We start from the raw sequence: 14752 nt of genomic DNA on the forward strand, positions 1-14752 counted from the left end.
GGTCTTACAGTTGCGTGTACTTCAGCCGCGAGCCGCGGCTCAGCTCTGCCCCCTCGCTTCAGGAGCGTCGGTCGGGCGGGGATCCGTGCTCCTCGGCGCGCTCCTTGGCGCGCACTTCGGCCTCGAATTCCCTCGGGCTTGAGCCGGAGAGCAGGCTGCAGCAGATGAGCGCGCAGATGAGCACGATCAGTGCCACCCCCGCGGCTGCAGGCTCGCCCTCGGCGATCAGGGTGAGCGGCAGGACCGAGATGCCGCAGGCAAAGAAATCCGACAAGTCGTCGACGCTGTGCCAGCCGAGCGCGTCGGCCAGCGGGCTGGGGATGCGAACCTTCATGATGGCTCCTGGAGCCCGGACCGCCGCTCTGTCTGCGGCTTCTCGGTCCGGATAAGTTCGCCGCGCCATTGCTGGCGCTGCCCGGCCGTCTGCTGCGCGGCGTGTCTCCGGGGGCGAGCGCGAACTCCCTATTACTGGCAGTGTAGTCGCCTCTCGACCGTTGACTCGGGAAAAGCAGAAAAGTCTTGATGCCCCGCCGCGTCCGGGCAAGCTTCGGCGACAGCGCCCCTTCGTTCCGCGCTATCATTCGCCTTTGGCGATCAACAAGCATCATCGGCGTCAGACGGCCGCGAGGGACGCGGCCGGTGGCGGCTTCGATGACGAACGGGGAAGGGTGTTATGAAGCGTGTGGATGACTTCCGTCTGAAGCTGGGCGGTAAGGAACTGGTGCCGATCATGATCGGCGGGATGGGCGTCGATATCTCGACCGCGGAACTGGCGCTCGAGGCAGCGCGGCTGGGTGGCGTCGGCCATATTTCGGACGCGATGATCAAGACCGTCTCCGACCGTCGCTTCAACACCCGCTACGTCAAGGAAAAGTCGCAGCTCTACAAGTTCAACATCGACAATCCCGACAAGTCGATGGTCCGCTTCGACCTCGGTCGCCTGGCCGAAGCGACGAAGAAGCACGTCGCCAGCACGATGGAAGCCAAGCGCGGCAGCGGCATGGTGTTCATCAACACCATGGAAAAGCTGACCATGAACGCGCCGAAGGAGACGCTGCGCGTGCGCCTGCACGCGGCGCTCGACGCCGGCATCGACGGCATCACGCTGGCCGCCGGCCTGCACCTCGGCTCGTTCGCGCTGATGGAAGATCACCCGCGCTTCCGCGACGCCAAGCTCGGCATCATCGTCTCCTCGCTACGTGCACTGGTGCTGTTCCTGAAGAAGTCGGCGAAGACGCGCCGGCTGCCGGACTTTGTCGTCGTCGAAGGACCGCTCGCCGGTGGTCACCTCGGCTTCGGGCTCGACTGGGCGAATTACGACCTGGCGACCATTTTCACCGAGATCCGCGACTACCTGAAGGCCGAGAAGCTCGATATCCCGCTGATTCCGGCGGGCGGCATCTTCACCGGCAGCGACGCCGCCTTCTTCCTCGAAAACGGCGCCGGCGCGGTGCAGGTGGCGACGCGCTTCACCGTCACGCGCGAATGCGGGCTTCCCGAAGAGGCGCAGCAGGAGTACTTCAAGGCGAGCGCCGAGCACATCGTCGTGAACATGATCTCGCCCACCGGCTACCCGATGCGCATGCTCGACAACAGCCCGGCGATCGGCTCCGGCATCCGCCCGCAGTGCGAGTCCTACGGCTACCTGCTCGATAGCAACGGCAGCTGCTCGTACATCGATGCGTGGAACCGCGAGAAGCTCGCGCATCCGGACGCGAAGAAGCTGGAGGTGTTCGACAAGACCTGCCTGTGCTCGCACATGCGCAACTTCGACGTGTGGACCTGTGGCCACTACACCTATCGCCTGAAGGACACGACGCACCGGCTCGCCGACGGCAGCTACCAGCAGCTCAGCGCCGAGCACGTCTTCAACGACTACCTCTACAGCACCGACAACCGGATCGCCTTGCCCGCCGTCGAGGAGTAAATCGTTCAAGCACGCCGGATCGCGCCGCTCGTCCTGCGGCCGCTCCGGCGCTTTCAGGCGCCGCCCATGCTCAGCTATCGTCATGCCTTCCACGCCGGCAACCACGCCGACGTCCTCAAGCACCTCGTCCTCGTCCAGCTCGTCGCCTACATGGCGCAGAAGGACAAGCCCTTCTGGTACATCGACACGCACGCCGGTGCCGGTGCCTATGCGCTCGACAGCGCTTACGCGCAGAAGCTCGCCGAGTTCCGCGAGGGGGTCGGCCGCCTCTGGCAGCGCAAGGACTTGCCGGCGGTGGTCAAGGCCTACGTCGATGAAGTCCGCCGCTTCAACGGTGAGGGAGGGCTGCGCCGTTACCCCGGGTCGCCGCTGGTCGCCGCACAGACCCTGCGCGAGCAGGACCGCATGCGCCTGTTCGAATTGCATCCGTCCGACTCGCGCAGCTTGAAGTCAACCTTCGCCGACGCGGGAAAGCGCGTCGTGGTCGACGCCAGCGATGGCTTCGTCGGCTTGAAGGCGCTGCTGCCGCCAGCAAGCCGCCGCGCGCTGACGCTGATCGACCCGCCCTACGAGGAGAAGCGCGACTACGAGCGCGTCATCGTCGCCATGCGCGATGCGCTCGAGCGCTTTGCCACCGGCGTCTACTGCGTCTGGTACCCGCAACTCGCGCGTCGCGAGGCGCAGGAACTCCCCGATCGGCTGAAGAAACTCGGCGCGAAGTCCTGGCTGCACGCGACCCTGCGCGTCACCGCGCCGTCGGCCGATGGCTTCGGCATGCACGGCAGCGGTCTCTTCATCGTGAACCCGCCGTGGACCCTGCAGGCGACGCTCGCGGAAGTCCTGCCTTACCTGGCCGAGGTGCTCGCCACCGGCGACGGAGCAGGCTACACGCTCGAACAGGAAGCTGCCTGATACCGTCCCCGTAATTTCAGGGTATCAAACACGCGCATTCGCTTCAACTTCGTCATTGCGAGGCGCGTAACGCCGTGGCAATCCAGTTCCTCATTCCGTCTCTGCGTCCTGACGGCGCCCGCTTCCAGTCCTGCGCACTGGATCGCCACGATGACTGGCTGAGGTTCCGGCCAGCACCTGTGCATCGGCACTGCCCGATTTCACGCCAAATATAGCGCCACCGGGTCTTACAGTTGCGTGTACTTCAGCCGCGAGCCGCGGCTCAGCTCGACCGGGTACTTCACGGCGTTCTTCCGGATCTTGGCGTGCGCGGCGGCTTCGAGGTCGATTCCGGCGCGGTCAGCGATCAACAGCAGGTAGAGCAGGACGTCAGCACATTCGTCGGCCAGCACCGTGCGCTTTTCCGCGTTCTCCGCCAGCGCCTCGACTTCGGCGTCGCTCTGCCACTGCGTCAGTTCGAGCAGTTCTCCTGCTTCCAGGTTGAGCGAGACGATCAGGTTGCGCAGGCCATGGAATTGCGCCCAGTCGCGCTCGTCGCGAAAGCGCAGCACGGCCTCGCTCAGTTCGTGCAACTCACCCTTCATCACGGTCCGCTCAGCCAGCCGCGAAGAAACGCGCTTCGGTAGCCGCCGGCAGCGCCATTCCGGACACGCGCGCGCGTCCGAGCAGTTCCCACCAGTAACGGTAGGAGGCGCGGTCGTGCAGTTTTCCTTCGTGGCGGATCGGACCCCAGTCGGCATCCTGCGCGGCGCAGAGGATCGCGCAGGCGCGATCGACCTCGGAAAAATCCGGGCGCATCGCCTCGACGATCGGCAGGATCTGGTTCGGGTGGATGCTCCACATGCGCAGGAAGCCGAAGGAATTGCGCGCGCGCTCGGCGTCGGCGCGGATGTGTGCCAGGTCCTTGAGTTCGGTCGTCACGTTGTGCGCGGGGACGATGCCGTTGGCGAGCGCAGCCGCGGCGATCTCGGTCTTGGCGCGGACGATCAGCGGATGCTCGAACTGTCCGGGACTCGTCATTGCCGCGGCGGGGATGGCACCGCGGTGCGCGCTGACGAAGTCCATCAGGCCGAAATCGATCGACTCGACCGAGGGCTGGGCGGCGATTTCCCAGACTTCGCGCAGCGCGCCGTGCGTCTCGATCAGCACATGGACGGGGATCGCGCGAGCGATGTCGTGGCGGGCTTCGGCGGCGCGCAGCGCGGCGATCTGCTCGCGCACGTCGGCGACGCCACGCGGTTTCGGCAGGGTGAGGAATGCGAGTCGATGTCCGGCCAGGCCGATCAGGATTTCGATGTCCTCGCGCCAGTGCGGGTGCGTCACGTCGTGGATGCGCGCGCCGACGCGGCCGTGGCGGTTTTCGGCTGAACTGATCAGCGCCGCGGCCATGCGTGCGTGTTCGCCCTCGGCGCCGGCTGCGGCGCCGTCCTCGCAGTCGCAGGTGATGTCGAAGACGGGCCCGAACTCGTTCTGCAGGGCGAGTGCCTTCTGCATCAGCTTCTCGGAGCCGGCGTAATGATCGACCGCGGGCAGGATGGGGAACGGCTTCTCGCCGGCGAAAAGGACGGTGTCGGGATGGCGCATGCTGGCGGGCGGGGGAGGAAGCTGCTTAAACGGCTATTCTAGCCGGGCAGGCCAGGCTGTGAACTGTCGTCGTCGACGAAAAAGGCCGCGGATCGACCGCGGCCTTTTTGTCAGGGACAGTATGAAGCAGACTGTCCCGGATCAGGTCAGAGCATGCCGGCGACGGCGGCGCGCTCTTCCTCGAGTTCCTTCAGCGTGATGTTGATCTTCTCGCGCGAGTACGCGTCGATCTCCAGGCCCTGGATGATCTCGAAGTTGCCGTTCTGGCAGCGGCAGGGGAAGCCGAAGACGACGCCTTCGGGAATGCCGTAGGAACCGTCGGAGGGGACGCCCATGGTGACCCATTCGTCGGAGCCGAGCACCCAGTCACGGACGTGGTCGATCGCGGCGTTGGCGGCCGACGCAGCCGAGGAGAGGCCGCGCGCTTCGATGATCGCCGCGCCGCGCTTGCCGACGGTCGGCAGGAACACGTCGTTGTTCCAGACCGGGTCGTTGATCAGGTCCTTGACGCTGTCGCCGTTCGAGGTGACGAAACGGTAGTCGGCGTACATCGACGGGCTGTGGTTGCCCCAGACGACCAGCTGCTTCAGCGTGGAAACCGGGCGGCCGCTCTTCTGTGCGAGCTGGGTCAGCGCGCGGTTGTGGTCGAGGCGCAGCATGCCGTGGTAGTTGGCCGGGTTGGTGCGGCCGACCTTGATCGCCGCCGAGCGCGCGATGTAGGCGTTGGTGTTGCAGGGGTTGCCGACGACGAGGACCTTGACGTCTTCCTTGGCGTTCTCGGCGATGGCCTTGCCCTGGACCGTGAAGATGGCGCCGTTGGCGGTGAGCAGGTCGGCACGTTCCATTCCCTTGCTGCGCGGACGAGCACCGACCAGCAGGCAGACGTCGGCGTCCTTGAAGGCGACGTTGGGATCGTCGGTGGCGAAGGCGCCGGCGAGCAGCGGGAAGGCACAGTCGTCGAGTTCCATCATGACGCCCTTGCATGCCTGTTGCGCCTGCGGCAGGTCGAGCAACTGGAGGATGACCGGCTGATCCTTGCCGAGCATTTCGCCGGAGGCGATACGGAAAAGCAGGCTGTAACCGATCTGGCCAGCGGCGCCGGTGACGGCTACGCGCATGGGGGCTTTGGACATGGTGCGGACTCCTGAAAGGAAGACGACGGAAGAGGACATCGATGATAAAAGCGAATAAACTGAATTGTCAAACTGCACTGATATATCTTATATAAGACATCTGTAATAGGATAGACGTCTTTCCCGTTTTGTGTTCAAATCCGACCATGAATCGTTCGCCCGTGCGCTCCGCGTCGTCGTCACCCACGTTCAGTCCGCTCTACCGGCAGATCAAGGACCTGATCCTTGCCAGCCTCGAAGCGCGTGAATGGGGGCCTGGTGACGTCATTCCCAGCGAGTCCGAACTGGCGCAGCGCTTCGGCGTCAGCCAGGGAACGGTGCGCAAGGCGATCGACGAGATGGCGGCCGAGAACCTCCTGGTGCGCCGGCAGGGCAAGGGCACCTTCGTCGCGACGCACAGCGACCCGCATTCGTTCTTCCGCTTCCTGCGCGTTGCCGCCAACGAGGGTGAGTTGCCGAAGTCGCGCAGCGTTCCACTCGAATGCTGGCGTGCGCGTGCCGGCGCCGACGTCGCGCGCACCCTGGGTCTCGAGATCGGGGCGCCGATCGTCATCCTGCGTCGCGTGCTCTACTTCGGCGACAAGCCGGTCGTCTTCGACGAGATCTACCTCCCGGCAGCACTCTTTCCCGACTTCTCGATGGACGTGCTGACCGCCAACGACGACTCCCTCTACCGGATGTTCGAATCCCGCTACGGCGTGCGCATGATCCGCGCCGACGAGCGCCTGCGCGCGGTCGCGGCCGACCGTGCGAGCGCGACGGCGTTGGCGGTGCCCGAGGGAACGCCCTTGCTGCTCGTCGAGCGGGTAGCCTTCACCTACGGCGACAAGCCCGTCGAGTGGCGTCGTGGATTCTACTCGACCGAGAACCACCACTATCACAACGAACTGGGCTGAGTCCCGCACACGCATTCGGGGGGCAGAACGGGGAAAGATGAATCGTTTATAATCGGATCCGGCGTCATCCGTCGACAAGAGTGCTGAAGTCTGAGCGCGCAGCGGGAGTGCAAGCGGTTCAGGACGATTGTTCCGCATCGTGCAGTCTTCAGGGCTTTTCCGACGAATGGCGAGCGAGGTCTGGGCGAGGCATGTGACGCCTGTGCAAGGCCTCTTTGTTTTTTGGAGTTCCCGGCGCTTCGCATGGCGGTGTTCCAGGGTCGGCGGCCGCGGCGCAAGCCGTGGTGTCGCAGGAGTCGCCGCTGGATGTCGAGGCGGTGGTACCGGGGTTTGCTGTGGATGCTCGCGCTCGGGTGTCCGCGTCTATTGAGGAAACATCTTCATGTCAGATATGACTGTAAGAAGGAAGAAGCGTCCGAAGAATCTGGACCTGACGACGATCAAGCTACCCCTGCCGGGGGTGCTGTCGATCATCCACCGCATCACCGGTGCCTGGTTGTTCCTGCTGCTGCCGGTCTTCCTGTGGCTGTTCGAGAAGAGCTTGGCGAGCCCCGAGAGCTTCGCCTACGTCAAGGGTCTCGGCGACCATTTCATCGTCCGCCTGATCCTGCTCGGCTTCATCTGGTTCTACATCCAGCATTTCCTCGCCGGTCTGCGCTACATGCTGATCGACCTGCACAAGGGCGTCGAGCTCGAGGCCGCGCGCTTCTCGACCAAGGTCGTGTTCGCCGCGAGCACGGTGATGATGGTGGTGATCGGAGCATTCATCCTATGATCAAGCGGAAAATTTTTGGCGCCAGTTACGGTTTCGGCGACTGGCTGATGCAGCGGGGCACCGCCCTCATCATGGCGCTCTACGCGACCCTGATCCTCGTCGTCCTGGCGATCGTGCAGCCTTCGACCTACCTCGAATGGCGCAGCATCTTCGACAACCGCATCATGGCCTTCCTGACCTTCATCTACCTGGTCGCGTTGTTCTTCCACGCCTGGATCGGCGTGCGCGATATCTGGATGGACTACGTCAAGAACGCGGGCGTCCGCCTCCTGCTGCTGATGGCCACGCTGGCCGCGACCATCGGCTACACCGGCTGGGCAGTGCAGATTCTGTGGAGAGTGTAAGTGAGCTATTCGAATATTTCGGTACGTAAGTACGATGCGGTGATCGTCGGCGCCGGTGGCGCCGGTCTGCGCGCCGCCATCCAGCTTTCCGAGTCCGGCCTGAAGACTGCCGTCCTCTCGAAAGTATTCCCGACGCGCTCGCACACCGTCGCAGCCCAGGGCGGCGTTTCCGCCTCGCTCGGCAACTCCGAGCCGGATCACTGGCACTGGCACATGTACGACACGGTCAAGGGCTCCGACTGGCTCGGCGACCAGGACGCGATCGAATTCATGTGCCGCAAGGCGCCCGAAGTCGTCGTCGAACTCGAACACTTCGGCATGCCCTTCGACCGTACCGACGAGGGCAAGATCTACCAGCGTCCGTTCGGCGGCCACATGTCGAACTTCGGCGAGAAGCCGGTCCGGCGCGCCTGTGCGGCCGCCGACCGTACCGGTCACGCGATGCTGCACGCGCTCTACCAGCGCAACGTGCGCGCGCGCACCCAGTTCTTCGTCGAGTGGATGGCGCTCGACCTGATCCGTGATGCCGACGGCCAGGTGCTCGGCGTCTCCGCGATCGAGATGGAAACCGGCGAAGTGTCGATCTTCCACGCCAAGGCGACCATCTTTGCCACCGGCGGTGCCGGCCGCATCTTCTACTCGTCGACCAACGCCTTCATCAACACCGGCGACGGCCTCGGCATGGCGGCGCGTGCCGGCATCCCGCTCGAGGACATGGAATTCTGGCAGTTCCACCCGACCGGCGTCGCCGGCGCCGGCGTGCTGATCACCGAAGGCGTCCGCGGCGAAGGCGGCATCCTGCGCAACGCCAGCGGCGAGCGCTTCATGGAACGCTACGCGCCGAACGCCAAGGACCTCGCCTCGCGCGACGTCGTCTCGCGCGCGATGGTCACCGAGATCAACGAAGGTCGCGGCTGCGGTCCGAACAAGGACTTCGTCACGCTCGACATTACGCACCTGCCGCCCGAGACGATCATGAAGCGTCTGCCCGGCATCCGCGAGATCTCGATCCAGTTCGCCGGCATCGACCCGATCAAGGCGCCGATCCCCGTGGTCCCGACCTGCCACTACCAGATGGGCGGCATCCCGACCAACTTCCGCGGCCAGGTCGTGGTCCCGGTCGGTGACAACCCCAACGTCCCGGTCACCGGCTTCTACGCCGCGGGCGAATGCGCGTGCGCCTCGGTGCATGGCGCCAACCGCCTCGGCACCAACTCGCTGCTCGACCTCCTCGTCTTCGGCAAGGCCTCCGGCGAAGCCGTGGTCGAGGACCTGAAGCAGATGCCGGTCGCGCACAAGGACCTGCCGCGCGACGCGATCGAGCGTACGCGTGAGCGCCTGGAGCGCCTCGACGCGCGCACTTCCGGCGAGAGCGAGGCAGCGACCCGTCTCGACCTGCAGCGTGTGATGCAGGCGCACTGTGGCGTCTTCCGCTTCGACGACATGCTGAAGCAGGGCGTGCAGAAGATCCTCGAAGTCGAGGAGCGCGTGCACCGTGTCGCGATCAAGGACAAGTCGAAGGTGTGGAACACCGCGCGCATCGAAGCGCTCGAGCTGGAAAACCTGATCGAGGTGGCCAAGTCGACGATGATCTCGGCCGAGGCGCGCAAGGAATCGCGTGGCGCCCACGTCCGCGACGATGCGCCGGACACGCCCGAACGCCCGAACGGCCGCAACGACGCCGAGTGGCTCAAGCACACGCTGTGGCACCGCGACGGCAACCGCCTCGACTACAAGCCGGTCAACCTGACGCCGCTGACGGTCGAAACCATCGCGCTGAAGACGCGATCCTATTGATTCGCGTCGCAAGGAGTTGAAGACAATGACGACCCGTACGCTTCAGTTCAAGATTTACCGGTACGACCCGGACAAGAACGACGCGCCGTACATGCAGGACTTCACGGTCGAGGTGAACACCGTCACCGACCGCAAGCTGCTCGATGTGCTGGTCAAGCTGAAGGCCCAGGACGACTCGCTGTCCTTCCGCCGTTCGTGCCGCGAAGGCATCTGCGGCTCGGACGCGATGAACATCAACGGCAAGAACGGTCTGGCCTGCCTCACCGACGTTGCGACGCTGAAGTCGCCGGTGGTGCTGCGCCCGCTGCCCGGCCTGCCGGTGATCCGCGACCTGATCGTGGACATGACCCAGTTCTTCAAGCAGTACCACTCGATCAAGCCCTACCTGATCAACGACACGCCGCCGCCCGAGCGCGAGCGCCTGCAGTCGCCCGAGGACCGCGAGGAACTGAACGGCCTCTACGAGTGCATCCTGTGCGCCTGCTGCTCGACCTCGTGCCCGTCGTTCTGGTGGAACCCGGACCGCTTCGTCGGCCCGGCCGGCCTGCTCAACGCGTACCGCTTCATCGCCGACACGCGTGACGAAGCGACCAACGAGCGCCTCGACAACCTCAACGACCCCTACCGTCTGTTCCGTTGCCACACGATCATGAACTGCGTCGACGTCTGCCCGAAGGGGCTGAACCCGACCAAGGCGATCGGCAAGATCAAGGAATTGATGGTGCGTCGGGCGATCTGAGGAAGCCGCGTGCGCCAGGAAGAGTTGAATCGACTGCGCTGGCGGTGCACCCGCCGCGCATGGCTCGAGCTTGATCTCCTGCTCGGCGAATTTCTCGACCAGAGATTCGCCGGGCTCTCCGAAGCACAGCAGCGCGCCTTCGTGGTCCTCGCCGACATGGACGATCACGACCTCTGGCCGTTGATCAACGGTGTCGAGGAGAGCGAAGACGCGCAGCAGGCCGCCGTGCTGGCCATGCTGCGCGAGAGCAGGAGCATGAGCCGGCCCGCGGTGGAAGCGCAGACATCACCGGTAGTAAACCCTTGAACTCATTCATCTGCACAGGGATACAAAACCAATGAGCACTGAACGCAAGGCAACGCTGATCATCGACGGCAAGGCGCCCGTCGAATTCCCGATCCTGACGCCGACGCACGGCAACGAATGCATCGACATTCGCACGCTGGGCGGCAAGACCGGGCTGTTCACCTACGACACCGGTTATCTGTCTACCGCCAGTTGCGCGTCGAAGATCACCTACATCGACGGCGACAAGGGTGAACTGCTCTATCGCGGCTACCCGATCGAGCAACTTGCTGAAAAGTGCAACTTCCTCGAAGTCGCCTACCTCCTGAAGCACGGCGAACTGCCCGACGCCGTGCAGAAGACCGACTTCGAGAAGACCATCCGCAGCCACACGATGATCCACGAGCAGATGGTGAAGTTCTACCAGGGCTTCCGTCGTGACGCGCACCCGATGGCGGTCATGGTCGGCGTCGTCGGTGCGCTGTCGGCCTTCTACCACGAAGCCTTCGACTTCTCCGACGCCGAGCACCGCTCGGTGTCGATCAACCGGCTGATCGCCAAGCTGCCGACGATCGTCGCGCTCGCCTACAAGTACAACAAGGGCGAGCCGTTCATGTACCCGCGCAACGACCTCGGCTACACCGCCAACTTCATGCACATGATGTTCGGCACGCCGTGCGAGAAGTACGAGCCGAACCCGGTGCTGGTGCGCGCGCTCGACATCATCTTCACGCTGCACGCCGACCACGAGCAGAACGCGTCGACCTCGACGGTGCGTCTCGCCGGCTCCTCGGGCGCCAATCCCTTCGCCTGCATCTCGGCCGGCATCGCCTGCCTGTGGGGACCGGCGCACGGCGGCGCCAACGAAGCTTGTCTCAACATGCTGGAGGAGATCGGCGACGTCTCGCGCGTCGGCGAGTACATCAAGCGTGCCAAGGACAAGAGCGACAGCTTCAAGCTGATGGGCTTCGGCCACCGCGTGTACAAGAACTTCGACCCGCGCGCCAAGCTGATGCGCAAGGTGTGCAGCGACGTCCTCGCCGAACTCGGCCTGGAAAACGACCGCCTGTTCAAACTCGCGCTCGAACTCGAGAAGATCGCGCTCGAGGACGAGTACTTCGTCGAGAAGAAGCTCTACCCGAACGTCGACTTCTACTCGGGAATCGTGCAGAAGGCGCTCGGCATCCCGACCTACATGTTCACCTGTATCTTCGCGCTGGCGCGCACCGTCGGCTGGATCACGCAGTGGGAAGAGATGATCACCGATCCGGAGTACAAGATCGGCCGTCCACGTCAGTTGTACATCGGTGCGGCGCGTCGCGACGTCCCGAGCCTCGACCAGCGCTGATTCCCCAAGCGACCGGGACGCTTCCCGTTCCCGGTCGCACTGAAAGGTCGGCCGCTGCGCCGGCAGCTTTGAACTTACGCGCTGAAGCGCAGTCGGTTACGACTGGAGGTGAACGTGATGATGAAAGAGCTGTCGGGTAATTCCTACCTGTTCGGTGGAAATGCCCCCTTCGTCGAGGAACTCTACGAGAGCTACCTCGACAACCCCGCCTCGGTTCCCGAGAACTGGCGCGAATACTTCGACCGCCTGGCGCAGCAGCCAGGTGCCGCCCGTCAGGACGTCGCGCACACGCCGGTGATCACGGCCTTCGCGGAAATGGCCAAGCGTGGTGGCCAGCGCGCTGCCGCCGTCAAGGGTGAACTGGTCGACGACCGCAAGCAGGTCGGCGTGCTGCAGATGATCAACGCCTATCGCTTCCTCGGTTCGCGCTGGGCCAAGCTCGACCCCCTGAAGCGGCAGCCGCGTCCGGAGGTCCCGGAGCTCGATCCGGCGCACTACGGACTTTCCGATACCGACCGCAACACGGTCTTCAACGCCGGCTCCTTCCGCGGCGTCCCCGAGCGCGCGAGCTTCGGCGAGATTCATGACGCACTGCGCGAAACCTATTGTTCGTCGGTCGGCGTCGAGTACATGTACATCAGCTCGATTGCCGAGAAGCGCTGGCTGCAGCAGCGCCTCGAACCGACCCGCGCCGGCGCCGCCTACACCCCCGAGCAGAAGAAGCGCTTCCTCGAACGCCTGACCGCCGCCGAGACGCTCGAACGCTACCTGCACACGCGTTACGTCGGCCAGAAGCGCTTCTCGCTCGAAGGCGGTGAAGCGGCGATCGTCGCCATGGACGAACTGGTGCGCGTCGCCGGCGCCGGCGGCGTGAACGAAATCGTCATCGGCATGGCGCACCGCGGCCGCCTCAACGTGCTGGTCAACATCCTCGGCAAGTCGCCGAAGATGCTGTTCGAGGAATTCGAGGGCAAGAAGGCGCAGGACCTGTCGGCTGGAGACGTCAAGTACCACATGGGCTACTCGTCGGACGTGTCGACCCCTGGCGGGGCGTGCCGGCTGACGCTCGCCTTCAACCCCTCGCACCTGGAGATCGTGAACCCCGTGGTGGTCGGCGCCGTCTATGCGCGCCAGTGCCGCCGCGGCGCAGTCGGCCGTGACAAGGTGATGCCGGTGGTGATCCACGGCGACTCCGCGGTGGCCGGGCAGGGCGTCAACCAGGAAATGCTCAACTTCGCGCAGACGCGCGGCTACGGCACCGGCGGCACGGTGCACATCGTCATCAACAACCAGATCGGCTTCACCACCTCGGACCCGCGTGACCTGCGCTCGTCGATCTACTGCACCGACATCTTCAAGATGGCCGAGGCGCCGATCTTCCACGTCAATGGCGACGACCCGGAAGCGGTCGCCTTCGTGACGCGGGTCGCGGTCGAGTACCGCCAGACCTTCAAGAAGGACGTCGTCGTCGACATCGTCTGCTTCCGCAAGCTCGGCCACAACGAGCAGGACGAGCCGATGGTGACGCAGCCCCTGATGTACCGGCGCATCGCCGCGCACCCGGGGACGCGCAAGCTCTACGCCGACAAGCTGACCGCCGAGGGCGTGCTGCCGGCCGACGGCCCCGAGCGCATGATCGGCGACTACCGCGCCCACCTCGACCGCGGCGAACTGCTCTACAACCCGGTGATCGCCGGCTACAAGCATCCGCTGGTGATCGACTGGGAGTCCTTCCTGCCCAAGCACTACATCGACAATGTCGATACGCGCGTTCCGGAAAGCGAGATCCGTCGCCTGTCCGAGCGCCTGACCACCATCCCGTCCGACATCGTCCTGCACAACCGGGTCAAGAAGATCATCGACGACCGGCGCGCGATGGGCGAGGGCAAGCTGCCCTTCGACTGGGGGATGGGCGAGAACCTCGCCTACGCGACCCTGCTCGTCTCCGGCTACGGCGTGCGCCTCTCCGGTGAGGACGTCGGTCGCGGCACCTTCTTCCACCGCCACGCGGCGATCCACAGCCAGACGCGCGAGAACCCGCTCGAAGGCATCTACTACCCCCTCGCCAACCTGCAGCAACGGCAGCGTCGCTTCCAGTGTTTCGACTCGGTGCTCTCGGAGGAAGCCGTGCTCGCCTTCGAGTACGGCTACGCGAGCTCGACCCCCTACGACCTCGTCGTCTGGGAAGCGCAGTTCGGCGACTTCGCCAACGGCGCACAGGTGGTGATCGACCAGTTCATCGCCTCGGGCGAAGCCAAGTGGGGGCGCGCCTGTGGTCTCGTCCTGCTGCTGCCGCACGGCTACGAGGGGCAGGGCCCCGAGCACTCGTCGGCGCGCGTCGAGCGCTTCATGCAGCTGTGCGCCGAGATGAACATGGAAGTGTGCCAGCCGACGACGCCGGCGCAGATCTTCCACCTGCTCCGGCGCCAGGCGATCCGGCCGCAGCGGAAGCCCCTGGTCGTCTTCTCGCCGAAGTCGATGCTCCGCCACAAGGAGGCGATCTCGACCATGGACGAGATGGCCAACGGGCAGTTCAAGCTCGTCATCGGCGAGACCGAGGAACTCGATCCGAACGAGGTGACGCGCGTCCTGCTCTGCTCGGGCAAGATCTACTACGAGCTCGTCGCCGCACGGCGCGAGCGCGGCATCAGGAACATCGCGATCGTCCGCCTCGAACAGCTCTACCCCTTCCCCGAGACCGCCTACCGCGCCGAGCTCGCGCGCTACCCGAACGCCAGCGAAGTCGTCTGGTGCCAGGACGAGCCGCGCAACCAGGGCGCCTGGTACTTCATCGCCTCGCGCCAGCACCTCGCCGGATCGCTGAGCGAGAAGCAGCGGCTGTTGCTGGTGTCGCGGCCCGCCTCGGCATCGCCGGCGGTCGGCTACCTCGCCAAGCACAACGCGCAGCAGAAGGCGCTGATCGACTCGGCCCTCGGCAAGATCGATTACTGACACGACGCGCAGACTCACCTGCCCGCCGCCGCAAGGCGGGCAGCCAAACCCTCACCCCAG

At 64.9% G+C, this 14752-nt stretch carries 14 protein-coding genes; 10 read left to right on the forward strand and 4 right to left on the reverse strand.

What is annotated here, in order from left to right; translation table 11 throughout:
* Positions 1-58: 58 nt before the first annotated feature.
* The gene (locus CCR84_RS04460) at positions 59-334 is read right to left on the reverse strand and encodes a hypothetical protein (protein WP_201210058.1); all 276 of its coding nucleotides are present in this window, start codon (positions 332-334) and stop codon (positions 59-61) included.
* Positions 335-673: 339 nt separating this feature from the next.
* On the opposite strand from CCR84_RS04460, the gene CCR84_RS04465 reads away from it, so the two are divergent.
* Both CCR84_RS04465 and CCR84_RS04470 read left to right on the forward strand, forming a co-directional pair.
* On the forward strand, positions 674-1927 hold the full coding sequence (locus CCR84_RS04465; protein ID WP_201210060.1) for a nitronate monooxygenase: 1254 nt from the start codon (positions 674-676) through the stop codon (positions 1925-1927).
* 66 nt (positions 1928-1993) lie between these two features.
* Positions 1994-2839: a 23S rRNA (adenine(2030)-N(6))-methyltransferase RlmJ gene (locus CCR84_RS04470; RefSeq protein ID WP_201210062.1), complete on the forward strand. Its 846-nt coding sequence runs from the start codon at positions 1994-1996 to the stop codon at positions 2837-2839.
* Between the two features lie 227 nt (positions 2840-3066).
* Here the strand turns inward: CCR84_RS04470 and CCR84_RS04475 are convergent, their stop codons facing one another.
* The 3 genes from CCR84_RS04475 to CCR84_RS04485 all read right to left on the reverse strand — a co-directional run bounded on the left by CCR84_RS04475 (position 3067) and on the right by CCR84_RS04485 (position 5556).
* A complete protein-coding gene (locus tag CCR84_RS04475; protein ID WP_201210068.1) occupies positions 3067-3423 on the reverse strand; it encodes a nucleotide pyrophosphohydrolase in 357 nt (118 codons plus the stop codon).
* Between the two features lie 10 nt (positions 3424-3433).
* Positions 3434-4423, reverse strand: a complete 990-nt coding sequence (locus CCR84_RS04480) for an HpcH/HpaI aldolase/citrate lyase family protein (protein WP_201210070.1) — start codon at positions 4421-4423, stop codon at positions 3434-3436.
* 146 nt (positions 4424-4569) lie between these two features.
* Entirely contained in the window at positions 4570-5556 is a 987-nt protein-coding gene (locus CCR84_RS04485) for a malate dehydrogenase (RefSeq protein ID WP_201210072.1), read from the reverse strand.
* Positions 5557-5702: 146 nt separating this feature from the next.
* Here CCR84_RS04485 and CCR84_RS04490 point away from each other — a divergent pair, with 146 nt between their 5' ends.
* The 8 genes from CCR84_RS04490 (at position 5703) to CCR84_RS04525 (ending at position 14692) form a co-directional block, all read left to right on the forward strand.
* Positions 5703-6452 (forward strand): GntR family transcriptional regulator, encoded by a 750-nt coding sequence (locus tag CCR84_RS04490; RefSeq protein WP_201210074.1) that lies wholly within the window; start codon positions 5703-5705, stop codon positions 6450-6452.
* Positions 6453-6834: 382 nt separating this feature from the next.
* Positions 6835-7227, forward strand: coding sequence for a succinate dehydrogenase, cytochrome b556 subunit (gene sdhC / locus CCR84_RS04495; RefSeq protein ID WP_201210076.1), 393 nt, complete (start codon positions 6835-6837; stop codon positions 7225-7227).
* The gene (sdhD, locus tag CCR84_RS04500) at positions 7224-7571 is read left to right on the forward strand and encodes a succinate dehydrogenase, hydrophobic membrane anchor protein (RefSeq protein WP_201210078.1); all 348 of its coding nucleotides are present in this window, start codon (positions 7224-7226) and stop codon (positions 7569-7571) included. The genes sdhC and sdhD overlap by 4 nt, the downstream gene beginning before the upstream one ends.
* Complete coding sequence (gene sdhA, locus CCR84_RS04505; RefSeq protein ID WP_201210080.1) at positions 7572-9368, forward strand: succinate dehydrogenase flavoprotein subunit; 1797 nt, start codon at positions 7572-7574, stop codon at positions 9366-9368.
* 25 nt (positions 9369-9393) lie between these two features.
* Positions 9394-10107, forward strand: coding sequence for a succinate dehydrogenase iron-sulfur subunit (locus tag CCR84_RS04510; protein ID WP_201210082.1), 714 nt, complete (start codon positions 9394-9396; stop codon positions 10105-10107).
* Positions 10108-10116: 9 nt separating this feature from the next.
* Positions 10117-10413 (forward strand): succinate dehydrogenase assembly factor 2, encoded by a 297-nt coding sequence (locus CCR84_RS04515; RefSeq protein ID WP_201210084.1) that lies wholly within the window; start codon positions 10117-10119, stop codon positions 10411-10413.
* A gap of 31 nt (positions 10414-10444) precedes the next feature.
* Positions 10445-11740 (forward strand): citrate synthase, encoded by a 1296-nt coding sequence (gene gltA / locus CCR84_RS04520; protein WP_201210086.1) that lies wholly within the window; start codon positions 10445-10447, stop codon positions 11738-11740.
* Between the two features lie 117 nt (positions 11741-11857).
* Positions 11858-14692: a 2-oxoglutarate dehydrogenase E1 component gene (locus CCR84_RS04525; RefSeq protein WP_201210117.1), complete on the forward strand. Its 2835-nt coding sequence runs from the start codon at positions 11858-11860 to the stop codon at positions 14690-14692.
* Positions 14693-14752 lie beyond the last annotated feature (60 nt).

The sequence above is a fragment of the Rhodocyclus purpureus genome, from assembly GCF_016653115.1.
Classification (GTDB): Bacteria; Pseudomonadota; Gammaproteobacteria; order Burkholderiales; family Rhodocyclaceae; genus Rhodocyclus; species Rhodocyclus purpureus.